This is a genomic window from Candidatus Kaelpia aquatica, assembly GCA_030765335.1.
GTDB classification, from domain to species: Bacteria; Omnitrophota; Gorgyraeia; order Kaelpiales; family Kaelpiaceae; genus Kaelpia; species Kaelpia aquatica.
Genome location: JAVCCU010000008.1, coordinates 14,850 through 36,823, shown reverse-complemented (window position 1 = coordinate 36,823; position 21,974 = coordinate 14,850). Strand labels below are relative to the sequence as shown.

The window sequence follows — 21,974 nt, the reverse complement described above, 5'->3', positions numbered from 1 at the left end:
TTTTCGGTTTAGTTTGTAGGGATATTAGGATTCCTCCAGCCTTATTTGTCAGGAGACGATCTCTATTATTCCAAAGACAACTTGGTTGGTTTTACACCCAAAGAGTGCAGCCTAAATTGCAGGATACATAGCAATAGATATATTAATTAGAAAGCCGGAGGTCTAATCTTTTTTAGATAGTTGTTTGCCATGCTCTTGCTTGACAAATAGAACATCTCGTAAGATGATGGTGAAGATGCAATTTAAGACTAATAATAATTCGATAAAAAAATGGCAATTATTTTTACTTTTTCTTTGGGTAGCGCTAATTATAGCAACTGGTTTATATGAAAATACAAAAATTATACATAAAATAAAAGTACAGCAATCATCCGCAGCATTAGAAGCTACAATTGGGATACTTAATAATAAGATAGATAGTCTGAAAGCATTTTAAAAATGAAGATATGTTTTATTTTCCCTCCTTTTAAGCATAAACTTTTTTCTGAAAATATATCTGTTGTAGATGAAGAGTTTATTCTTCCCCCGCCGATAATATTAGCATGGGTAGCTGCAATTGCTCAAAGAGCAGGGCATAGAGCCAAAATTATAGATGCCAATGCATTAAAACTAAGCAAGAAAGAAACTTTAAAACTGATAAAAATATTTGCTCCCGACATTTTGGCCTTTAGACTCGACAGTTACCATTTTCATACCAACTTAGAGTGGATACAATTCTTTAAAAACAATCTCAATTTACCGGTTCTTGTGGGAGGTATAAATCTAGATCTCTATCCATACGAGACAATGTTTTATCCAGAGATAGACTATGCTGTAATCGGAGAAGCGATAGATGTTTTGCCCAAATTGCTTTCATCTTTGGAGAATAAAACCCCTTTATCCGAGATAGAGGGTATTGCTTATCGAGATAATGAAGAAATTATAATTCAGCCACCAAGAACAGAACTCGCAAATTTAGACCAATATCCCTATCCAGCTCGCGAGCTTTTACCTAATCACCTTTATCATTCCTTTGTATCTCAGAGAAAAAATTTTACAATTATGCTTACAAGTACAGGGTGTCCTTATAATTGTAAATTCTGCGCGATAGCAAACGTCCCTTATCGCAATAGATCACCTATCAATGTCGTAGATGAAATAGAGCTCTGTTACAAAAAATTCAAAATTCGTGAAATAGACTTTTTTGATGCCGTTTTCTTTTTAGATAGAAATCGTGCTTATCAAATTTGCGATGGGATAATAAAGAGGAACTTGAAAATTGAATGGTCTGCAAGGTCTCGAGTTGATCTGCTTGATGAGGAAATAATAAAGATAGCCTCAAAAGCAGGTTGTAAGAAAATATTTGTTGGCATTGAAAGCAAGAGCTTGGGCATACTTAAGTCAATAAATAAGGAGATTGAACCCGAAGAAGTTAGGCGATGTATAAAATTGCTAAATAAATACAAAATAAAACCTCTAGGTTTTTTTATATTCGGTAATCCCGGAGAAACAATTGAAACTATCAGAGATACAACCAGGTTTGCCTTGGAACTAAACTTGGATTATGTCCAGATATGTCGCATGATTGCAAAGCCGGGTTCTAAACTACATGAAGAGTTTAAAAAAATAACTGGCTATGACTTCTGGCAACTTTATATTAAAGGTGTTGTTTCGGAACAACGTTTACCTAATCTATGGTGCAATATTTCAGAGGTTGATCTAGAAAAGTATATTAAAAAAGCCTACATCCTTTTTTACTTTCGCCCTCGACAAATATGCAACAGGATAAAAAATGTAAAATCTTTTGCAGAATTTATGAGGTATTTAAAAGTTGGTTCTAAAGTATTATTGTCTTATCTTGAAACATGCAAAGTAAATAAAATAAAAATGCATGGTTAAATAAAAGACTTGATGAGTAAAAAATTGTTTTACCCTGCACTGTTAATTATTTTAATAAACGTTCCTTTAGTAGTCTTATACAAGCTTTATCCGTTGCAGCTAAGCGGTCATGACATTGAATGGCTCTGGCCATTTGCTCAATCCTGGCACTGGTTTGAGAAACCATTTACGCAATTATTTTTTCATATCTTGTTGCCGTTTTTTCAACTCAATCCTCTTCCTTATTATCTGGTGGGCTTTTCTCTACATACCTTAATTGCTATCCTAATTTTTTATTTACTTAAGCGGATTTTAAATAATAAAAATATTGCTTTTGTTGCAAGTTTTATTTTTTCAATTCACTACATCAATACCGCTGTCAATTTAACCATTGTTCATTTTGCAGTAAAGCTCTCTCTGTTATTCTTCATGCTTTGTTTCTTTTGCTTGGTAGAATTTTTTGAGTATAAAAAAATAAAGTTCTATCTTTTAGGAATATTTTTCTTTGTGCTTGGAATCAGCAGCAAAGAATCTATCTACTGCTTGCCATTGATTTTACTATGCTATGCCTGGATTTACAAAAAAGTCAATTTTATTAAATACTGTTACCCTTTTTTTGCAATTGTAGCTGTTCATTTAGCGGTAATATTGCTTGTTTTTCCGAACACAAGTGCCTACTTGGATGATATTAAAGGAACATTGATAAATATAAAATGGTTAGTTGTGAAATTTACAACAACTCTTGAAATGCTTTTTATCCCCTTTGATTTTCAGGGAGAAACAGTATTTTTTGGATCTATCTATAAACATTCAATATTGCTATCGCTAGTGATATTGTTTTGTCTGCTCTGTTTCCTACGCTATGTAGTGAATAAAGATTTTAAATTTACATTAGCGTGGTTGTCTTTATCAATATTGCCCTCTCTTTTTGCAAGACCGGATATAATTCTGGAAAAATACCTTTATCTGCCCTTAGTTCCAACAAGTGTGTTTATTTCATTACTTATTTATCAGATAATTAAATCCAATTGGTTAAGAGTTTTGATTATTATTATTCTCTGCTGCTCTCTCTATGGTTCTTTTTGCCGCAGATATATCGACCATCATATCAGCACTAAATTAGTACATCGATTATTAGAGAAAGAAAAGAAAATTTTACTTAGCTATCCGAAAACATCTGCTGTCTACCACGTTAATTTTCCATATTGGATTAATCGTGTTGAGGCATTTGCACCTACTGGGATGCGCAATTTAGACTATTTTTACTTAAAAGATAAAGAATTAAAAGAAAGGAGTAATATTTGTTTTAAGAGAGAAGGTCTTAATTGCAAACTCTTTAAGTTTAGCAAAGAAATGATTTATGACAAAAATATATTTTTGCTTTATCAAGATGGAGAAATAATTGATGTCACACCGCTTTTGATAGAGCACCAATAGAATGTTGTTTTATAAAAAGGATTGATAAGAAAGAATAGGCTTTTTAAAAAATATCTACCAAGTTAAAATAATAAGAGTGAAATTTTTAACTAAAATTAATTCCCTTACTCGATCATTAAGAGCTTCTGTTTCAGGTGGCAAAATAGCGCTTGCGGTACGACTACAACTAACTGATAGATGTAATTTAAGATGTAGATACTGTAATCTTTGGAAAAATCCCAAGCCAGATCTTAAAACCGAAGTAGTATTGGCTTTGCTCAAAGAATTAAAGGATGCGGGGACGAAAAGGATTTCGCTGAGCGGAGGAGAACCTTTACTTAGAGATGATATTAAGCTGATAATTGATCAAGCTAAAGACTTAGGTATTTCGGTAAGCATGAATTCAAACGGATATTTGGTTCCAGAAAGAGTCTCTGAGATAAAAAACCTGGATTTATTAAAACTGAGCTTAGATGGCCCTAAAGAGATTCACGATTCTGTGCGTCAGAAAAAGGGTTTGTTTGATCAATTAATGAAATCTGTTCGAATTGCTCAAAAAAACGGAATTAAAATCAGTTTTGCATGCACAATTACAAAATATAATATCGAGCATTTAGAGTACTTAGTTGATCTTGCCAGAAGCTTAAATACCTTTGTTGCTTTTCAACCCCTGAAACTTAATGTAAAACATGCCCTGGATTTAAAAAATATTTATCCTGAAAAAAATGTTTATCATGATAAAATTAAAAGACTGATTTCATTAAAATATGGATGCAGCTCTAAGCATATCAGAAATTCCATAGCTATGCTCGATCATATTTATCGTTGGCCAAATTATGAGCAATTAAAATGTGCAGCAGGACATTTATTTTGCATTATCGATTCCGATGGCACTGTTTTACCTTGCGATAGGATTAGCTATAATGAGAATCTTCCTAACATAGCGAATACTTCTTTTAAAGAAGCTTTTAAGCTTCTACCGCCTGTCGTATGTAATGGGTGTGGATTTTGTGGATCATTAGAGCTATCGTTTTTGCTAAGACATAAATGGCTTATTTTAAAGACGATTCAGAAAGTTATTAAATAATGAAATTAAAATCTCAACTTTCAATAGCAAGTTGTTTTGCAAAAGCAAAGTTGTTTAAAATCAGAACCCCAATAGCCTTAAGCTGGGCGGTTACATACCGTTGCAACTATAAATGTAAATATTGTAAGGATTGGAATCTTAAAACAGACGAAGTCTCAACTTCGAAGGCTTTAGAAATAATAGATAAGCTAAGACAGTTAGGGCTGCAAAGGATAAATTTTACTGGAGGAGAGCCTTTAGTAAAAGACAATATTTACCAACTTATTAATTATGCCAAAGAGAAGGGTATTTTTGTATGTCTAAACTCCAATGGCTCTCTAGTGTCTCAAAATATTCAAAAACTAAAACAGTTGGACATGCTTATTTTAAGTATTGAAGGTTCCGAGGAGATACATGATTTAATCCGACAAAAAGATTCTTTTCAAAGTATAATCTTGGCGGTAAAAGCTGCTCAATCCAATAATTTAAAGGTTAGATTCTCTGCCACTCTAAATAAACTCAATTCTGATTATATTGAAGATTTAATATTATTGGCAAATCAATTTCATACCTCAGTAGCGTTTCAACCAATTAACTTCTATTTTCTAAAAACCAAGGAACACAATCCTTTATTAGCGCAGAAAGATGTGTTTGTTGAAGCAGTGAAGAGAATCATCCGTTATAAAATGGATTTTAAATATCGCAATAATATCAGCAACTCTTTCAGTGGACTTAAATACCTTCTAGATTGGCCTGATTTAAAACCTATGGATTGTGCTTTTGGGAAAATCTTCTTTCGTATTGACCCCAATGGTAAAATGTACCCTTGCATACAGCAGGAGTTGCAAGAACACACCATCGATCTAACCAAATTAGAAACAGAAAAGATTAAGAAAAAGATTAACGATATAAATTTGGATTTTCAGTGCAGTTGTGGGTGTAGTAATCGCATTGAAGCTAACTTGGCTTGGAACTTAAGGTTGCAATCTGGATATGAATCCTTCAAACTCTAAATTCTGGTTGTTTCTAGGTTTATTATTGATTTTAAATATCGCCATTTTCTTTACTTCACCGAACAAAACTTTTTTTACTGGTGAAGATTTTCAATGGCTGAATAAGGTTCATGTAGAAACACTGAACCTAGAAGAAGTATTATTCTATCGACCGTTGCTGCAATTTTATTTTTTAACAGCATTTAAAAAATTAGAATTACCATATTTTTATTACCATTTAATTAATCACTTCTTGCATTTGATTGTATGTATTCTTGTCATGATATTTATTTATAAGCTTACAAAAAATAGATTAATTTCATTCCTCTGTGCAGCTATCTTCGGACTTCATTATATGAATACCAACGTTGTCTTTACTATTAGACGAATAGATGAAATAATGGCCGTGTTTTTCATGCTTTGCTGTTTAATTTTAATTTTAAATTATATCGAGAAGAAAAATAAAGCTTGTCTTATTTGGGCAGTATTCTTGACAATTATTGCTTTCTTTGCTCGTGAGACATCCGTTGTTTTGCCGCTTTTAATTCTTATTCTTCTCCTTTTTTACGATCAAAGGATCTTAAGAAAGAAGCTTATTCTATCTTTGCCGTTCTTTTTAATTATGTCTACATTCTTAATAATTAGACTTGTTTTATGCAGCAATTCTCTTGCCTTAGAAAACGAAAGGCTGAGTGTATTAATAGCTGAAAATTTTTTAAGATTACCTCTTTTAAGTATTGGACTAAAGTTGCTTTTTATTCCCTTTCAGTTTCAGGGGAAAGGAGTAGAGTTTTTAATGATGCGACATCACGATGTATTTTTGATGTGGTTAATTGTATTAGGGTATTTCTTCCTTGTTTATATTATCAAAGATAAGCATTATCGATTTTCTTTACTCTGGATTGGAATCACTCTTTTGCCTGCACTGTATTATCCGGATCCAATAATACGTGAAAAATACTTGTACATTCCTTTGATAGGGGTGGGATTTCTCTGGAGTTTGTTTTTTACTGATATAGGTAAAGTTTTGAAGTTTAAAAAAGCACTTTTCTGCCTGTTGGCCGCAATGTTTCTCATTCTCTCTTTTAAATCCAGAATAAAACGAGGGAGAGATTTTATAGAGGTTTCAAAAACCGTGAAAAGCATGGTTGATTCTCTAGAAACTATAGTAATTAGTAATCCCCGAACAGTAGTGTATGTTGTTAATCATCCCTATAATATAAACCAATTTGCTGCTTTTCCAGGTTCGTGTGCATATTTATTCTTATATATTAAAAAAACTTCAAGATATGATAGTTGGTGTCAATTGCCAATATTTATCAATATCGAATTTGATTCTGAAAAAATCATTCCACTCGAGAGAATAGAGGAGTTCGTTGCCTATATTAAACAACCAAAAAATGTAGAATTTTCTAAAAAAGAATTGAAAGAGATAGCTTTTAAAGGCGTAGCTTTTTTCTATCCTGATGATGAGATTATACTTGGTATAGATTCAAGATTTCCTTCTTTTTGGAGAAGATATATGTTCTATTTCGATAGTGATAAATCAAGATTTATAGATGTCAGTCTTCTAGTAAACAACGACTCTTAAAAGAGAGTATCTTGAATGACTCTGTTGCGATTAAACGCAGTAATCTATAGATTAATATTTATACTATATATAAGGTTCGGTCTATCGTTGACATGAAAAGTCTAGCAAGGCAGGGAATTTATTTCTATAATTTAATTTCAGAATGCCTATTTAATAAAAAGGCATAATCTTGATTATAGCCGTTTTTGTTTAACCAAAGCATGTTATTGCAATCTATTTTTAAGGCGAATATTGCATATATTGATACTACTCATCTTTTCTATAGATTGACCTTGAGCTTAAATTTTGCTACAATTTTAAAGCATTTAACTTATTGTTGGGCCGTTGGCTCAATCGGCAGAGCAGGGGCCTCTTAAGCCCAAGGTTGCAGGTTCGATTCCTGCACGGCCCAGATATTATTTAAGACGATAGCTATGGGCAGGTGGCGGAATGGCAGACGCGCAGGACTTAGAATCCTGTCCTGAGAGGGGTGCGGGTTCAAGTCCCGCCTTGCCCATTTGTCAATGGCTTGGTATAATGATTTGCTATTTTGGCTGCTTTAAATAACAGCTGGAGATTGGTTTTTTATGCGGGAGTAGCTCAGCGGTAGAGCACAACCTTGCCAAGGTTGGGGTCGCGGGTTCAAATCCCGTCTCCCGCTCCATGTAAAGATCAGAATCTGGCATTTTGACTTTTAACAAGAAAGGTGGTGGTAATGGATATATCGAGTCTTTTAAGTGCCGGAACAATAAAACTGAATCTTAAGGCGGAAGATAAAGATGCAGTTATAGATGAGTTGTTGGAAGTATTAATAGCAGCCAAAAAATTAGATAAAAAGAATAAGTCTAAAGTAAGGAAAGCTCTCAAAGCTAGAGAAAGCCTTGGCTCAACCGGGATAGGTCAAGGGGTAGGTATTCCTCATGCCAAAGATAGTTGTATAAAAAAGATAACAGCTTGCTGCGGAATATCCCAAAAGGGCGTAGATTTTGATTCTTTAGATGGTGAGCCGGCAAATATATTCTTTATGATTCTTGCGCCTAAAGATGCAACAGGCGAACACCTTAAGGCTTTGGCAAAGATATCGCGTTTAGTCAGAGCCAAGTTTTTTCGTGCGAGTCTTATCCAGTGTAAAAACCCTAAAAACCTTCTCGCTATCCTTAAAAGGGAAGAAGAGGAATTAGGTTAGATATAAGATCAGGGTTATAAGAATGAGAAAAAGACTACGTTGGTTATATCCTGGTATTGGTATTAAAAGATGGATACTCCTCTCAGCCATAGGAATAATTTTTATATCGTTAAGCTCAGCAAGTCTTGTAAAGGCTGAAAGTTATAACGGCAGCTTCTATGCTATATCAGGTCTTCTTTTAGGGGCCTTAGCCATTATAGTCGGCATCAAAGAGCTTATCGCTACAGTTATGAACGCTCTCTATCCTGAACGCTCCAAAGAGTTATTAGAGTTGTTTCTGGAAAAGAAAAAACTGGAGAAGGGTCCTAATATCGTGGCTATTGGAGGAGGCACAGGTCTTTCGACTTTACTTCAAGGTTTAAAAAATATCACTGCTAATACTACTGCCATTGTTACCGTAGCTGATGATGGGGGCTCTTCAGGTAGGCTGCGGAAAGAATTTGATATTCTTCCTCCTGGAGATATAAGGAACTGTCTTGTTGCTTTAGCTGATGCCCCGCCTTTAATGAGAGAGTTGTTTCAATACCGCTTTAAAGCCGAAGGTGAATTAAAAGACCATAATTTTGGCAATCTATTTATTACTGCGCTCTCTCAGATAACAGGAGATTTTGAAAAGGCAATAAAAGAGTCGAGTAAGGTTTTAGCTATAAAAGGCCGCGTTATTCCAGCGACAGTAGATAAGATAAAATTAATTGCAGAACATGAGAACGGTAAGGAGACAGTAGGTGAGTCTAAGATTCCAGAGGCAAAGCTGAAGATTAGAAGAGTGAGGCTTCATCCCCCTCAATGTAAGTTGACTTATGAAGCTATGGAGGCGATTGAGAATGCAGATGTTATTATTTTAGGCCCCGGCAGTCTTTACACAAGTGTTATACCTAATCTTCTTGTGCCTGGCATGGTGGAGGCCATTTTAAATTCCCCTGCTATTAAGATATATGTGGCCAATATTATGACTCAACTTGGTGAGACCGATAATTATACAGCTTCAGATCATATTAAGGCTATCTTTGAGCATACTTCTTCGGATTTGATCCAATATGCAGTGCTTAACTCATCCTTTATTCCCAGTGAGATACTTCAAAATTATCAGAAAGAGGACAGCTCTCCCGTAGAGACTGATATTATCGAAGTAGAGAAGCTAGGACCTAAAGCTATTGTCAGAGATCTATCTGATTTAGGAGACGTTGTTAGACATGATTCAAATAAGCTTTCTGAACTAGTACTAGAGATGCTTGGTCTTAATAAAAGTAGAGGGAAATGGATTTAAATAAAGATAGTATCAATTTCTTGATTGCTGTTCATGCTCACCAGCCGGTCGATAATTTTGATAATGTTTTTCATCAGGCTTTTGAGAGTTCATACATTCCTTTTTTTAATACACTATCTCAGTTTCCGGAGATAAAAATATCGTTCCATATAAGCGGCAGTCTCTTGGATTGGACCTTAAAGAATCAGGTGGAATTTTTAAATCTTATAAAAAGTTTAGTCAAGAAAGGGCAGCTGGAGCTTCTCTCAGCCGGCTATTACGAGCCTATATTGGTACTTCTTTCTGATCGGGACAAGAAGAACCAGATAGAGTTATATCTCTCTAGGATAAGCGAGATATTTAAGGTTAAACCTAGAGGGCTTTGGCTTACTGAGAGAGTCTGGGAGCCGGATTTAGTCAAATCGATAAAGACCTCTGGAGTTGATTTTATTATTGTTGATGATGAACATTTTAAAAGAGCTGGATTGGATCAGGAGAGTTTAGGAGGTTATTATATTACCGAAGATAAGAACTGTGACTTAGCCCTCTTCCCAAGCTCTAAATTCTTAAGATATTCAATGCCGTTTAAGCCTCCAGTTGATTCAATAGATTATTTAAGATCAAAAAAAGAACAAGGAATAAAGGCGATATCTTTTGGGGATGATTTAGAAAAATTCGGATTTTGGCCGGATACATACGACTGGGTTTACAAAGAACAATGGTTGAGTAAGTTTTTTACTCTCTTATCTCAAAATAGCGATTGGCTTAAAACAGCTCATTTTAGTGATATCTTAGATTCTCACTCGTCTTCAGGCAGAATATATTTACCATCTGCAAGTTATTCAGAGATGATGGACTGGTCAGGAGGTATGTTTAGGAATTTTTTGATTAAATATCCTGAGAGTAACCACCTCCAGAAAAGAGTGTTTGATATCAGTTTGAAGCTAGAAAAGCTAGAAGAAGATTCAAAGAGAGTCTATCCTCACATAAGAGAGAAGCTCTATAAGGCCCAAAACAACGATGTCTATTGGCACGGGGTCTTTGGCGGGCTCTACCTCACTCATTTAAGATATCTTGCTTATAGATATCTTATAGATGCTGAGAATGATTTGGATGCTGTAACTAAAGTTAAATTTCCGTTGGTTGTGCAGAAGGATATTGATTTGGATGGAAATGAAGAGATTATATTTAAAGATAAAGTCTACAACCTTTATATCTGTCCATGTTCTGGAGGCACCATCACTGAGATAGACTATAAGCCTAAAAATATGAATATTTTAAATACTCTTACAAGAAGAGCAGAGTCTTATCATAAAAAGATACTTCAGGAGAACGAGGTTAACAGCGAGCTTATAGCTTCAGCAAACCCTCCTAGTATTCATAATCGAACATCAGCAGCAATTCAATGTCTTCAAGGCGAGCTGGTATATGATTATTATAGAAAATCTGCCTGGATAGATCATATTTACTCAGAGTCTGATTTAAATGAGAAAGATTTTTCAAGAAATAGAGTAAGAGATATTTTAAGCCTCTATGAGAAACCTTATATATGTAAAGTCGATAAGGGGGGCGTAGCGGCTTCTATAGATGCTAAAGGTTTATCTTTAGTAAAGAGTCTTAAGTTAAGTCAGAATTTTCTTAATTTTTCATATAACATAAAACATAGCTTGGATAGCGGTTCAGTGTTCTCTTCTGAGTTCAATTTGCTCTTATATTCAGAAGAGGCATTAAAAAAGGAAGGGTTTTTAAAGGCTCGGGAATTAGTATTAGAGGATAGCTGGTTTAAGTTAAAGTATTCGTTTAAGTTCTCGAAAGAGACAACCATCCTTTTATATCCTATTTATACTATCTCTGATTCTGAGCTTGGCTTAGAGAAGTCCTATCAGGGGCTATCTATGCATTTTATCTGGCCGCTTAAAAAAGAGTCTCTGGATTTTAATTTTAAATTAGGCGTAGGTGAGCTATGAAAATTGTAAAGAGGCTGAGATTGGTTTCTGAGCAAGGCTTACATGCAAGGCCTGCTGCAATGCTTGTTGAGACGGCGAATAAATTTATGTCAAAAGTTACAGTTACAAAAGGAGATTTAGTCGTAGATGGGAAATCTATTTTAAATATCTTAACTCTGGGTGTAGAATGTAAGGATGAAATTATTATTGAAGTTGAAGGTGAAGATGCAGAAGAAGCTATGGATTTATTGGAGAGAATAATATTAAAAGAAGATGTTTGATAAAGAGATAAAACTTAAAGGGGTTCCAGTCTCACCGGGCATAGGTATAGCCAAGGCTCATGTTATATCAAATGACTTACTGCAGGTAGAACATAGGAGCATTAAAGAGTCTGATTTGAGCGAGGAGATAAAGAGCCTGGAAAACGCTCTTCTTAAGACAAAGAAAGAGATAGTCAAGATACAGAACAGCATGGCTAAGGAGATGGGCTCTAAGTACGCTAATATCTTTGATGTTCAGCTCATGCTATTAGAAGACAGGGTTTTGCTGGAGGAGATTATAGAGAGGCTGAGAAAGGAGCTTTGCGGCGTTGAATATGTATTTTTTGATGTACTTAAAAAATATAAGAAGGCTCTTGCAAAGCTTGACGATCCCTATCTTAAAGAGAGAGCCCAAGATATCAGTGATTTTGGCAAGAGGGTTTTGAAAAATCTAATAGGCAAAGATATGTTGGCCGCTAAAGAGTTTAAAGAGAAGACTATATTGATTGCTCACGATCTCTCTCCCTCAGATACAGCTGTTTTAAACAGAGAGTTTGTCTTAGGTCTTGTTACAGAGAGCGGAGGTCCGACTACCCATGCTGCAATAATGGCTAAGTCGTTTGAGATCCCGGCTATTGTAGGTGCAGAGAATGCTACCTCCAAGATAGAGGCGGGAGACATTGTTATTGTAGATGGCAGCAGCGGGGAGCTGATCGTCAATCCTTCCCATGCTACTTTGAGGTTATACCAGGAGAAGAAGAACAAGGTAGAGGCTAAATTGGTTCGCATTATGGAGTTTAAAGATAATGAGAGTAAGACCAAAGACGGTGTAGCCATTAAGATAATGGCCAACATAGAGTTTCCCCCGGAGGTTAAGTCGGTTCAAGACCATGGGGCTGATGGCATCGGGCTTTATAGAACAGAGTACCTCTATTTAAATCGCGAAAACCTTCCAACCGAAGATGAGCAGTACCAGGCCTACAAGATGGTTGTTCTTCAGATGGTTCCAGATACAGTTACTATAAGGACGGTAGATCTTGGCGGGGATAAGTTTATATCCCAGATGGATATATCTTATGAGCTGAATCCTTTTCTTGGTTGGCGGGCGATAAGGTTCTGTCTGGCCAGGCCCAGCATATTTAAGACTCAGCTTAGAGCTATGTTGAGAGCCTCGGTCCATGGCGATCTTCAGATAATGCTTCCTATGATATCAGGGATTGAAGAGGTGGATGAAGCCAGAAAGATTATAGTTGAGGTTATGCGGGATTTAGATAGAGAAGAGATCCCCTATAATAAAGATCTAAAGATAGGAGCTATGCTTGAAACACCTTCAGCAGCTATGGTCTGTGACCATCTTAAAAACAGGGTTGATTTCTTCAGCATCGGGACTAATGATCTTATACAGTATTCTATTGCAGTTGACCGCATAAATGAGAAGATTTCCTATCTCTATGAACCTGCTCACCCCGGGGTCTTAAGATTAATAGACCGGATTATAAAAGATAGTAGAGAGTATCATATTCCTGTCGGTATGTGCGGAGAGATGGCTGGGGTTAATTATTTTTTCCCTCTCCTTCTTGGGCTAGGATTACGTGAATTTAGTGTTAGTCCTTTGATAATACCTGAGCTTAAGCTCATTGTCTCTATTGTTGAAATAGCCCAGGCAGAGAAGATTGCAGCAGAGGTTATGAAGATGGATTCTGCCAAAGCGATAAAAGACTTCCTGAAAGCAGAATTAAAAGCATTGCTGGGTAAAGATTACGGAGAGTTGGTAGGGGTCTAATGGAGGCAGTGATTTTAGCAGCAGGGGTTGGCAAGAGGCTCTATCCTTTAACGAAGAAGATACCCAAGGCGCTCTTTCCGATAAATGGCTTACCAGTCATAGAGTATATTTTAAAGAAACTAAAGCCTCTAGATTTAAAAAAGATAAATATAATAACCAATGATAAGTACTATAGTAATCTTATCAATTGGGTCGAAAATTACCATACTTCTGTTCCTATAGTCATAAGATCAGACGGCACTAGAACACAGAGAGATAAACTTGGTGCAGTTGGAAACCTTGAATTTATACTGAAAAGTGAAAAAATAAAAGATGATGTTTTGCTTTTGGTTTCTGATATGGTATTCTCTTTTAAATTAGAAGGTTTTCTTTCCTCTGTTAAAAAGAGAAAAGATCAAAACTGGCTGCTTCTCTATAGGCTTAAAGATAGAGAGGAGGCGTCTAAGTACGGCGTGCTCTCTTTAGATAAGGATAGTAAAGTTCTAAGGTTTCAAGAGAAGCCTAAAGTTCCCTTCAGCTCGCTGATAGCATTTGGAGTTTACTATCTGCCTAAGAATAAACTAAGCATGGTCAATGAGTTTTGTGAAAGAGACGGTTCTAAAGATGCTTTAGGAGGATATTTCCGCTACTTAGCAGAGAGAGGGTCTCTCTATGGTTTCATTCAGAGAAGCGGTAGTTGGGCCGACATTGGCGGAAGTATAGAATGTTATAAAAAAGCAATAAATGTTGTTAATGAAAGGAGGAATTTCTAATGGCTAAGATGAGAAAATATCTTATTACGTCTGAATCAGTAACAAAGGGCCACCCAGATAAAATAGCAGATACAATATCAGATGCTGTCCTAGATGCTTTAATAGATAAGGATCCCGACTCTAGAGTGGCTTGTGAGACTCTCCTGACTACAGGAATGGCTTTTGTAGCTGGGGAGATAAGTACGGATGCATATGTAGAAGTTGCAAAGATTGCAAGAGATACGATCGGAGAAGCAGGTTATACCAAGTTGGATTATGGTTTCTGCTGTCAGAACTGTGCTGTTGTAACAGCAATTCAGGAACAGTCTAAAGATATTGCTTTAGGAGTAGATATAGGAGGGGCTGGTGATCAGGGTATGATGTATGGCTATGCTGTTGATGAAACCCCTGAGCTTATGCCTCTGCCTATTATGCTTTCGCATAGCCTTGTTAGAAAGCTGACAGATGTACGTGAAGAGAAAAAGTTAAAATATTTAAGGCCGGATGGAAAGAGCCAGGTCTCCATAGAGTATCATAATAATAAACCTAAGAGGATAAGTTGTGTAATTATAGCTGCTCAGCATGACCCTGCTGTTAAGATGGAAGAGTTAAGAGCGGATATAATAAAGAGAGTTATAAAACCTGTATTGCCTGCTAAGTATATAGATAAGGATACCAAATATTTAGTTAATCCTACAGGCAGGTTCGTTGTCGGTGGCCCTCAGGGAGATACAGGTTTAACAGGGCGCAAGATAATGGTTGATACTTACGGTGGTATAGGGCGTCATGGTGGAGGAGCCTTTTCAGGAAAAGATCCGTCTAAAGTAGACCGTTCTGCAGCATATATGGCCCGCTATATAGCTAAGAATATTGTAGCATCTGGAGCTGCAAGGAGATGTGAAGTTCAGCTTGCCTATGCTATCGGTGTAGCTGAGCCGGTCTCGGTTATGATAGATAGCTATGATACCGCTGTTATATCTGAAGCCAATATTGTTAAAGCTGTAAGAAAGAGCTTTAATTTGACACCCCGCGGTATTATTGAGCTCTTGAAACTTAAAAATCCTATATATAAAAAGACTGCATACTATGGTCATTTTGGCAGAGAAGAAGATGGTTTTAGCTGGGAGGTCTTGGATAGAGTGGGCGAATTAAGGAAAGCTTTGAAACTTTAAGGAGGAGTATTAATGAAAACAGATTCTTTGATAAAAAATATATCACTTGCAGCTGGAGGCAAGAAGAGAATTGAGTGGGCATCAAACAGAATGCCTGTATTGGAAAAGATAAGAAACAGGTTTTCTAAAGAGAAGCCTTTAGAGGGATTAAATATAGGTTGCTGCTTGCATGTAACTACAGAGACGGCCGTATTGGCAATAACGTTAAAAGAGGCAGGCGCTAGAGTGCTCCTCTGTGCATCCAACCCGCTCTCTACTCAGGATGATACTGCAGCTTCATTGGTGGCAGATTACGGCATAGAGGTCTTTGCTGTTAACGGAGAAGATAATGAGACTTATTATAGCCATATTGAGGCTGTTTTGGCTAATAATCCTGTAATAACTTTGGATGATGGAGCTGATCTTGTGTCTACGATACATAAAAAGGCCGAAGGAGATGAGAGCATAGAGCTGCCTTGGGGTAGTACCGAAGAGACTACGACCGGAGTTATAAGGTTAAAGGCTCTAGCAGCTGAAGGAAAGCTGCTCTATCCGGTAATTGCTGTAAATGATGCCTGGACAAAACATCTCTTTGATAATAGGTACGGTACTGGGCAGTCAACACTGGATGGCATTATAAGAGCGACCAATAAGCTTATTGCAGGCAATAATGTGGTTATAGCCGGTTATGGTTGGTGCGGCAAGGGGGCCGCTAAGAGAGTAAGCGGTTTAGGCGGAAATGTTATCGTTACAGAGGTTGACCACTTCAAGGCTCTTGAGGCCGTTATGGACGGGTTTAGAGTTATGCCTATGAATGAGGCTGCTGAGATAGGAGATATCTTCATAACTTTGACTGGAGATATAAATGTTATTAATAGAGATCATTTTCTGCTGATGAAAGATAAGGCCATAGTCTGTAACTCTGGCCATTTTGATGTTGAAATAGATATTAAGAGTCTTCAAGCGATATCCTCTTCAAAGAGAGAGGTTAAGCCTCTGGTAGATGAATATATTGTCGAAGGAAAGAGGGTCTATCTTCTCGGTGAGGGAAGACTTGTCAATCTAGCCTGCGCTGAGGGCCATCCAGCTGAAGTAATGGATCTAAGTTTTGCCAATCAGGCATTGAGCTGTGAATATTTAAAAGAGAACCATACTGCTCTCCTAAAGAAGGTCTATAAGGTGCCTAATGATATAGATGAATATATTGCCCGGATGAAGCTCGATTCTATGGGTGTCGATATTGATGAGTTGACCAAGGAGCAGAGAAAATATATATCTTCTTGGGAAGAGGGAACTTGAAAATAATATGGCAAATAATGTTATTAAAAAAATAGCTGTACTGACATCAGGGGGAGATGCTCCAGGCATGAACTGTGCCATTAGGAGCGTAGTGCGGTTTGCTAGTTTTAAGAATATTAGCGTCGTTGGTGTTGGTTATGGCTATAAAGGTTTGATAGAGAGAGATTTTAGAATACTAGGGCCTCGGGATGTAAGCAATATAATATCCCGCGGAGGGACTATTCTAAAGACAGCGCGCTCAAAAGAGTTCCTGGATAAAGTCAATAGAGCTAAGGTTTATAATAATCTAACTCAGGAAGGCGTTGATGCGCTTGTATCAATAGGAGGAAATGGGTCTTTTAAGGGTCTTCTATGCTTGAATCAGGAGTTTAACCTTCCGGTCGTAGGTATTCCAGGGACAATAGATAATGATATTAAAGGCACTCAGAGAACACTTGGTTTTGATACGGCTTTAAATACTGCTATGGATGCGATAGATAAGATTAAAGATACTGCAACAAGTATGGACAGGATATTCCTTATTGAGGTTATGGGAAGAGACTCTGGTTCCATTGCGGTTTATTCTGCTTTGGCTGGAGGTGCTGAAGATATAATAATACCTGGAGCAGATGTAGAAGATGATTTAGCAGAGAAGATAAGAGAGGGAAGGGAGAAAGGTAAGAAAAGCTGGATTGTTATTGTTGCTGAAGGTGCAGGGAGTGTTGATGATTTAGCCAAGAAACTCTCTTCTGTGATATCTGATATTAGAATAACTGTTATAGGTCATACTCAAAGAGGTGGAGCACCATCAGCCTTTGACAGGTTCTTGGGGGCTCTCATGGGTAAAGAAGCTGTGACTGCACTCTTAAGAGGAGAGAGCTCTTCAGCTATTGGATGGGTGGATGACAAAGCTATAAGTTATCCGCTTAAAGAAGCTATATCTAAAAAATCAGAAGACTTCAGATATCTTCAAGAGCTGATTCATATATTGACCTAATCTATCTTAAGAGCGTATCGTTTTTATTAATAGATACCCCCCTATAGTCAAAAAGAATATATTTGCAAAGAACCCTGCTATGGGGGGAGGCAAGAGTCCGATCTTGCCAAGAGAATATGCGAATGCATCTAAGCTATAATAGATAAAACCGATAAGTAGTGCTATTCCTAATCCTTTCATCATGCTGGCCTGCCTAGAATTGAGGCCTACAAATAATCCAAAGAGAAGCAGTATTATATTGGTAAAGGGAAACGATAATTTATGGTAGAGCTCGACTCTAAGTCTCTTTATGATCTCTCGCGATATTCCTTTAAATGTAGAGATTTTTTTAAGCAAACTCCTAAAGGGTTGATATGTTAACTCCATATCTGTCATCAGGATCTCTTCGGGGTTTTCTTTTAAGTCGTAATCTTTCTTTGTCAGTGTTATAGCTTCTTCTACTCCTGTACCTTGAGGGTTGAGTTTAAATATTGTTGTATTGTAAAGACTCCAGTTTCCGTCTCTATAATGCGCGCTCTCTGCAGTTATCTTATATAGCACTCTCTTGTCCAGATTCTGCTCTAGGATCACAACGTCGTTTAAGAGTTTGTCGTCGGGGTAGAACTCTTTGGCAAATACTATTCTGTTTCCCTCGGCATAGAATGTGATATTTTTATGCAGCATCTGTTTTTTCTTTCCCTCCAAGATGTAGCCTATATCTTTTAATTTCTTATATGAGTGGGGAATTATCTTTTCATGGTTTAAGAACATTAATACGACCAGTATTATGGCAATTGTAAAATAGGGTTTTAGGATAGTAAAGAAATTGATGCCTGCAGCTCTCATTGCTGTTATTTCATTTGCTCTGTTCATCTTTGTCAGCGAATATATGGCTGCCACCAAAAGGCAGATAGGTGTTATCTCAAATATTATTCTGGGCAAAGAGTAAAGGTAGTAGAAAACTACTATATCAATCTGGACTTGATTCCTTATGATATGTTCTAAATTTGTTGAGAGATCTACTATTATATATATCGAGGATATTAGTATGAAGCAGAATATAAAAGGTGCTATGATCTTTTGAAAGATGTATTGTTCTATCTTTCTCAACCTCTCACCTCATCAAGATTGATGTATAATATCAATCCGGCTATAAATATTAGCGCTGTTGGTATCCAGTGCCCTATCTCAGCAGGTATAGTTCCGTTTAATATTAGAGTCTCTGATGCCACAAATAGCACATAGTAGAGCATTATTATCATCAATCCTATTCCAAATCCCACCGACTTCTCTCTTCTATTGGTTCTTATCCCGAGCGGCAGCCCTATTAATATGAAGGCCAGACAGGTAAAAGGCTGAGCATATCTTTTATATAATTCTGAACTTAGCGGCAGCGTATCTACTCCTTCATCTGTTAGCTTGCTGATATTGTTCTTCAATTCTCTGATCGTATATTCCTCAGGTTTCTTATCGATAGTGCCCTCTCTGTTTGCTTTTCCTAAATCTAAATGGATTATATACTCTTTGAAGTTCAACTTATAGAACTCCTCCGGTCTTTTGGGATCAACTTCATCGCTGCTGCCATTATATAGTCTTAAAGTCAGGCCGTTGTCGTCTATATCGGTTATCTTTGCTTTCTGAGCTATTATAGTTCTTAAAGGTCTATCTTCTTCGTTGACGTATATTCTTATATTTTTAAGCTCGTTCTTCTTTAAGTCGTAGAAAAATATGATATGATTCTTAAAGCTTTTGATGAAAGTGCCTGGCTCAAGGTATGCGGTAGGATTTTTTTTGCCAATATTGAATACAATCTCCCGGGACTTATAGTGAGTAAAAGGCAGGAGTTTATCCATGAATGTGAAAGATACAAGAGAGAAGACTACTCCTAGAATAATAAATGGTACCGATATCTTTTTAGCCGATATTCCGCTTGCTTTCAATGTCACTATCTCGTTATCTGCAGCTGCCCTTCCGAATATTAGTAGTGTCGCTATGAGGGTTGATATTGGAAGAGTATAGACCAGGCTAAAGGGGATCATCATAAGGAACAGCTGGAGGATGCTTCTTGGGTCTACACCTTTATTAACTATTAGATCGACAAGTTTGACCAAATTACCTATTGAAAATACCAGGGTAAATATTCCTAGAGATATTAAGAAAGAGTTTATCCAGTCTCTTAAAAAGTAGTTTCTAATAAGTCTCATATATTTCTCTCTATCCTCCTGCTGCTGCCAAGATTATTGTTTTAGAACCCAGTCTCTCTAGTTCTTTAATGCATTCGGCGGCAGTTGAGCCAGTTGTAATTATATCATCGATTAGCAAAATTTTTGAGTTCCTAATTGTATTCTTATACTTCAAGTTTACTTTAAAAGCACTCTCTATATTTATTCTGCGTTCTTCTTTAGATAGATTGCTTTGTGGAGGGGTGTATATTTTTCTAAGTAGTAATTTTTTAAGGAGGGGTATATTTACTCTCTTTGATATTGCCTTTGCTAAAATTTCTGCTTGGTTGAATTCCCGTTCTTTTAACTTCCTGCGATGCAGCGGTACGTAGCTTATGAAATCTATTTTCTCAAAAGACAAGATCTCTTCTTTTAAAAAGAGATCAAGCTCTTCAGAGAGATAGCTTAGCAGGCTTAGTGCTCTCCTATATTTAAATTTCTGTAGACCATCCTGGATGAGGCCTTTATACTGAAATAGGTAGTAGGCCTTCAAGTGATCTCCGGTGTCTTTAGGCAGGCATTCTCTGCATAGTTTGCTATATGTATGCTTGCCGCATCTATTGCAGAAAGGAGGCGGGTTCTTTTTGATTTTGGATTTACAATCTTGACATATAAAGTGAACCTCTTTTACTGGAATTTTGTTCATACAAAAGATACAATATCTAGGTTGAATTATTTCTTCCAAGGCTTTAAAAGCATTGCTTAATAAAGTATGCATAGTATAAAGTATACATGATTTTTTGTTATATATTAAAATAAATATTGAGCTAGTTTGACAAGGTCTAATTGTGTGGTACACTTTATAAAGAAGGTAATAGGAGGAATAAAAAACTGGAATTCGGATTTATAGATCTAATAGCAGGAATAGCCTGCGGTATTGGATATATAAGAGGCAGGAAGAAGGGTATACTCCCAGCACTCTTTGCCTTTTTATCAGTTGGGGTTGGGGTCTTTATGTTTTATAGATTGGGCAATTTTTATGAGTATTTGGCCCAGAGATTTAACACTAATATAGTGCATGGCCTGGGAATGGTTGCTACTGTAGTAGTAGTGGTTTTGGTGTTTAGATTGCTAGGTATATTTATAGATAAATTTTTCGATATCAGGCCGAATTTGGGTATCACCGAGATAGTAGCCGGCCTTATCGGGCTTTTATCTGGATTGCTTTGGACGGGTGTATTTACCAGAGCATTCTACTATTTGAACTTATGGGGTTTTAGGAGATGGGTTGCCGATAGCGTGACTTATAAATTTATATTGCCTATACCCAATGCAGTCTATGGTGTTATTGCAAAAGTTTTACAACTAATTACACCTGGAGGTGTTTGATATGAAGTTGAAGAAGCTCTATGAAGAGGTTATACGTATCGGTATTGATAATGACCCTCGGGGAAAATCTGAAGTAACTAAGATACTCAAAGAGAGAGAAAAAGAGTATCAGAGCATAGATAAGAAAGAGCAAGACTATTTTGATCTTGAGAAGTTAAGAAGCCCTTTTAGTGATACCAGAATACTATTTGGCGATCTTGAAACCGAGGTTAAAAATGTTTTAATAGGCATAGATGTAGAGGGTCCTGAAATTCTTTTGGCAGATAGATTGAGAGAGAAAGGCAAGAAGATAGATCTGGCTATATCTCATCATCCTGAAGGTATTGGGCTCGCTAACTTAGCCGATGTTATGAGCGTACACTCTGATATTTTATCGAGTCTTGGAGTAGCAACTAGTATAGCCGAATCTTTAATAGCTGATAGGGCTGCAGAGGTATCTAGGCGGCTCTTGCCTGCTAACCATATGAGAAGCGTAGCTTTTGCACAGCTTTTAAATATTCCTTTTATGAGTATTCATACAGCCGCAGATAATTGTGTCAATTCTTACTTGGGAGCTCTTTTAAATAAAAAGAAACCCGAAAGTTTAGGTGATACTATCGATATTCTTCTTACAATTAAAGAGTATCAGGATGCAGCCTCTATTAATGCAGGCCCTAGGATAGTAGCTGGGAGTAAGAAGAACAAGGCTGCTAAGATACTTGTCGATATGACAGGCGGTACAGAGACATCAAAAGATGTTTTCAGCAAGATTGCAGCCAGTGGTGTCTCAACAATAATATGCATGCATCTATCTGAGGAGCATCTCAAAAAAGTAAAAGAGGCGCATCTAAACGCAATAATAGCAGGACATATATCATCAGATAATCTGGGTTTAAATCTTCTTTTTGATAAAGTTGAGCAGAAGCAGAAGCTTAACTTTATAGAGTGCTCTGGATTTAAAAGAATCAGGAGGTTGAAAAAGTAGT

The 21,974-nt window shown here is 36.7% G+C and carries 20 protein-coding genes and 3 tRNA genes; 20 read left to right on the top strand and 3 right to left on the bottom strand.

Annotated features, from left to right (window positions below; genetic code table 11):
* Nucleotides 1-235: 235 nt before the first annotated feature.
* The 18 genes from P9X27_01085 (at nucleotide 236) to P9X27_01000 (ending at nucleotide 17,479) form a co-directional block, all read left to right on the top strand.
* Nucleotides 236-436, top strand: a complete 201-nt coding sequence (locus P9X27_01085) for a hypothetical protein (GenBank protein ID MDP8252980.1) — start codon at nucleotides 236-238, stop codon at nucleotides 434-436.
* Between the two features lie 2 nt (nucleotides 437-438).
* Complete coding sequence (locus P9X27_01080; GenBank protein ID MDP8252979.1) at nucleotides 439-1,878, top strand: radical SAM protein; 1,440 nt, start codon at nucleotides 439-441, stop codon at nucleotides 1,876-1,878.
* A gap of 12 nt (nucleotides 1,879-1,890) precedes the next feature.
* The gene (locus tag P9X27_01075; protein MDP8252978.1) at nucleotides 1,891-3,294 is read left to right on the top strand and encodes a glycosyltransferase family 39 protein; all 1,404 of its coding nucleotides are present in this window, start codon (nucleotides 1,891-1,893) and stop codon (nucleotides 3,292-3,294) included.
* Between the two features lie 76 nt (nucleotides 3,295-3,370).
* Complete coding sequence (locus P9X27_01070) at nucleotides 3,371-4,360, top strand: radical SAM protein (protein ID MDP8252977.1); 990 nt, start codon at nucleotides 3,371-3,373, stop codon at nucleotides 4,358-4,360.
* Nucleotides 4,360-5,352, top strand: coding sequence for a radical SAM protein (locus P9X27_01065; GenBank protein MDP8252976.1), 993 nt, complete (start codon nucleotides 4,360-4,362; stop codon nucleotides 5,350-5,352). The genes P9X27_01070 and P9X27_01065 overlap by 1 nt, the downstream gene beginning before the upstream one ends.
* On the top strand, nucleotides 5,333-6,922 hold the full coding sequence (locus tag P9X27_01060; GenBank protein ID MDP8252975.1) for a hypothetical protein: 1,590 nt from the start codon (nucleotides 5,333-5,335) through the stop codon (nucleotides 6,920-6,922). Before P9X27_01065 ends, P9X27_01060 begins: the two co-directional genes overlap by 20 nt.
* Nucleotides 6,923-7,240: 318 nt before the next feature.
* Nucleotides 7,241-7,313: transfer RNA gene (locus tag P9X27_01055), tRNA-Lys, on the top strand.
* A gap of 24 nt (nucleotides 7,314-7,337) precedes the next feature.
* Nucleotides 7,338-7,418, top strand: a tRNA-Leu gene (locus tag P9X27_01050).
* 72 nt (nucleotides 7,419-7,490) lie between these two features.
* Nucleotides 7,491-7,565: transfer RNA gene (locus tag P9X27_01045), tRNA-Gly, on the top strand.
* Nucleotides 7,566-7,616: 51 nt separating this feature from the next.
* Entirely contained in the window at nucleotides 7,617-8,087 is a 471-nt protein-coding gene (locus P9X27_01040; GenBank protein MDP8252974.1) for a PTS sugar transporter subunit IIA, read from the top strand.
* A 22-nt stretch (nucleotides 8,088-8,109) separates the two neighbouring features.
* The gene (locus P9X27_01035) at nucleotides 8,110-9,354 is read left to right on the top strand and encodes a YvcK family protein (protein MDP8252973.1); all 1,245 of its coding nucleotides are present in this window, start codon (nucleotides 8,110-8,112) and stop codon (nucleotides 9,352-9,354) included.
* Nucleotides 9,345-11,300 carry a DUF1926 domain-containing protein gene (locus tag P9X27_01030; GenBank protein ID MDP8252972.1) on the top strand — a complete coding sequence of 652 codons (1,956 nt, stop codon included), beginning with the start codon at nucleotides 9,345-9,347 and terminating at the stop codon, nucleotides 11,298-11,300. Before P9X27_01035 ends, P9X27_01030 begins: the two co-directional genes overlap by 10 nt.
* A complete protein-coding gene (locus tag P9X27_01025; protein ID MDP8252971.1) occupies nucleotides 11,297-11,560 on the top strand; it encodes an HPr family phosphocarrier protein in 264 nt (87 codons plus the stop codon). Before P9X27_01030 ends, P9X27_01025 begins: the two co-directional genes overlap by 4 nt.
* Nucleotides 11,553-13,322, top strand: a complete 1,770-nt coding sequence (gene ptsP / locus P9X27_01020) for a phosphoenolpyruvate--protein phosphotransferase (GenBank protein MDP8252970.1) — start codon at nucleotides 11,553-11,555, stop codon at nucleotides 13,320-13,322. The genes P9X27_01025 and ptsP overlap by 8 nt, the downstream gene beginning before the upstream one ends.
* Nucleotides 13,322-14,074 carry a sugar phosphate nucleotidyltransferase gene (locus P9X27_01015; protein MDP8252969.1) on the top strand — a complete coding sequence of 251 codons (753 nt, stop codon included), beginning with the start codon at nucleotides 13,322-13,324 and terminating at the stop codon, nucleotides 14,072-14,074. The genes ptsP and P9X27_01015 overlap by 1 nt, the downstream gene beginning before the upstream one ends.
* Nucleotides 14,074-15,225 (top strand): methionine adenosyltransferase, encoded by a 1,152-nt coding sequence (gene metK / locus P9X27_01010; GenBank protein MDP8252968.1) that lies wholly within the window; start codon nucleotides 14,074-14,076, stop codon nucleotides 15,223-15,225. Before P9X27_01015 ends, metK begins: the two co-directional genes overlap by 1 nt.
* A 12-nt stretch (nucleotides 15,226-15,237) precedes the next feature.
* Nucleotides 15,238-16,503: an adenosylhomocysteinase gene (gene ahcY, locus P9X27_01005; GenBank protein MDP8252967.1), complete on the top strand. Its 1,266-nt coding sequence runs from the start codon at nucleotides 15,238-15,240 to the stop codon at nucleotides 16,501-16,503.
* A 7-nt stretch (nucleotides 16,504-16,510) separates the two neighbouring features.
* Nucleotides 16,511-17,479: an ATP-dependent 6-phosphofructokinase gene (locus tag P9X27_01000; GenBank protein ID MDP8252966.1), complete on the top strand. Its 969-nt coding sequence runs from the start codon at nucleotides 16,511-16,513 to the stop codon at nucleotides 17,477-17,479.
* 6 nt (nucleotides 17,480-17,485) lie between these two features.
* Here the strand turns inward: P9X27_01000 and P9X27_00995 are convergent, their stop codons facing one another.
* The 3 genes from P9X27_00995 to P9X27_00985 are packed head-to-tail and all read right to left on the bottom strand — an operon-like array spanning nucleotide 17,486 to nucleotide 20,398.
* Nucleotides 17,486-18,568: an LptF/LptG family permease gene (locus P9X27_00995; GenBank protein ID MDP8252965.1), complete on the bottom strand. Its 1,083-nt coding sequence runs from the start codon at nucleotides 18,566-18,568 to the stop codon at nucleotides 17,486-17,488.
* Complete coding sequence (locus P9X27_00990; GenBank protein MDP8252964.1) at nucleotides 18,565-19,662, bottom strand: LptF/LptG family permease; 1,098 nt, start codon at nucleotides 19,660-19,662, stop codon at nucleotides 18,565-18,567. Before P9X27_00990 ends, P9X27_00995 begins: the two co-directional genes overlap by 4 nt.
* A 10-nt stretch (nucleotides 19,663-19,672) precedes the next feature.
* Nucleotides 19,673-20,398, bottom strand: a complete 726-nt coding sequence (locus P9X27_00985; GenBank protein MDP8252963.1) for a ComF family protein — start codon at nucleotides 20,396-20,398, stop codon at nucleotides 19,673-19,675.
* A 68-nt stretch (nucleotides 20,399-20,466) separates the two neighbouring features.
* On the opposite strand from P9X27_00985, the gene P9X27_00980 reads away from it, so the two are divergent.
* Entirely contained in the window at nucleotides 20,467-21,009 is a 543-nt protein-coding gene (locus P9X27_00980; protein MDP8252962.1) for a CvpA family protein, read from the top strand.
* 1 nt (nucleotide 21,010) lies between these two features.
* Nucleotides 21,011-21,973: an NGG1p interacting factor NIF3 gene (locus tag P9X27_00975; GenBank protein ID MDP8252961.1), complete on the top strand. Its 963-nt coding sequence runs from the start codon at nucleotides 21,011-21,013 to the stop codon at nucleotides 21,971-21,973.
* The last annotated feature ends 1 nt before the right edge of the window (nucleotide 21,974 follow it).

Excerpts from the sequence above, each read along its gene's own strand:
- P9X27_01085 (MDP8252980.1), top strand. The coding sequence starts at position 236 with ATGCAATTTAAGACTAATAATAATTCGATAAAAAAATGGCAATTATTT.
- P9X27_01080 (MDP8252979.1), top strand. The coding sequence starts at position 439 with ATGAAGATATGTTTTATTTTCCCTCCTTTTAAGCATAAACTTTTTTCT.
- P9X27_01075 (MDP8252978.1), top strand. The coding sequence starts at position 1,891 with ATGAGTAAAAAATTGTTTTACCCTGCACTGTTAATTATTTTAATAAAC.
- P9X27_01065 (MDP8252976.1), top strand. The coding sequence starts at position 4,360 with ATGAAATTAAAATCTCAACTTTCAATAGCAAGTTGTTTTGCAAAAGCA.
- P9X27_01060 (MDP8252975.1), top strand. The coding sequence starts at position 5,333 with ATGAATCCTTCAAACTCTAAATTCTGGTTGTTTCTAGGTTTATTATTG.
- P9X27_01040 (MDP8252974.1), top strand. The coding sequence starts at position 7,617 with ATGGATATATCGAGTCTTTTAAGTGCCGGAACAATAAAACTGAATCTT.
- P9X27_01035 (MDP8252973.1), top strand. The coding sequence starts at position 8,110 with ATGAGAAAAAGACTACGTTGGTTATATCCTGGTATTGGTATTAAAAGA.
- P9X27_01030 (MDP8252972.1), top strand. The coding sequence starts at position 9,345 with ATGGATTTAAATAAAGATAGTATCAATTTCTTGATTGCTGTTCATGCT.
- P9X27_01025 (MDP8252971.1), top strand. The coding sequence starts at position 11,297 with ATGAAAATTGTAAAGAGGCTGAGATTGGTTTCTGAGCAAGGCTTACAT.
- ptsP (MDP8252970.1), top strand. The coding sequence starts at position 11,553 with ATGTTTGATAAAGAGATAAAACTTAAAGGGGTTCCAGTCTCACCGGGC.
- P9X27_01015 (MDP8252969.1), top strand. The coding sequence starts at position 13,322 with ATGGAGGCAGTGATTTTAGCAGCAGGGGTTGGCAAGAGGCTCTATCCT.
- metK (MDP8252968.1), top strand. The coding sequence starts at position 14,074 with ATGGCTAAGATGAGAAAATATCTTATTACGTCTGAATCAGTAACAAAG.
- ahcY (MDP8252967.1), top strand. The coding sequence starts at position 15,238 with ATGAAAACAGATTCTTTGATAAAAAATATATCACTTGCAGCTGGAGGC.
- P9X27_01000 (MDP8252966.1), top strand. The coding sequence starts at position 16,511 with ATGGCAAATAATGTTATTAAAAAAATAGCTGTACTGACATCAGGGGGA.
- P9X27_00990 (MDP8252964.1), bottom strand. The coding sequence starts at position 19,662 with ATGAGACTTATTAGAAACTACTTTTTAAGAGACTGGATAAACTCTTTC.
- P9X27_00985 (MDP8252963.1), bottom strand. The coding sequence starts at position 20,398 with ATGCATACTTTATTAAGCAATGCTTTTAAAGCCTTGGAAGAAATAATT.
- P9X27_00975 (MDP8252961.1), top strand. The coding sequence starts at position 21,011 with ATGAAGTTGAAGAAGCTCTATGAAGAGGTTATACGTATCGGTATTGAT.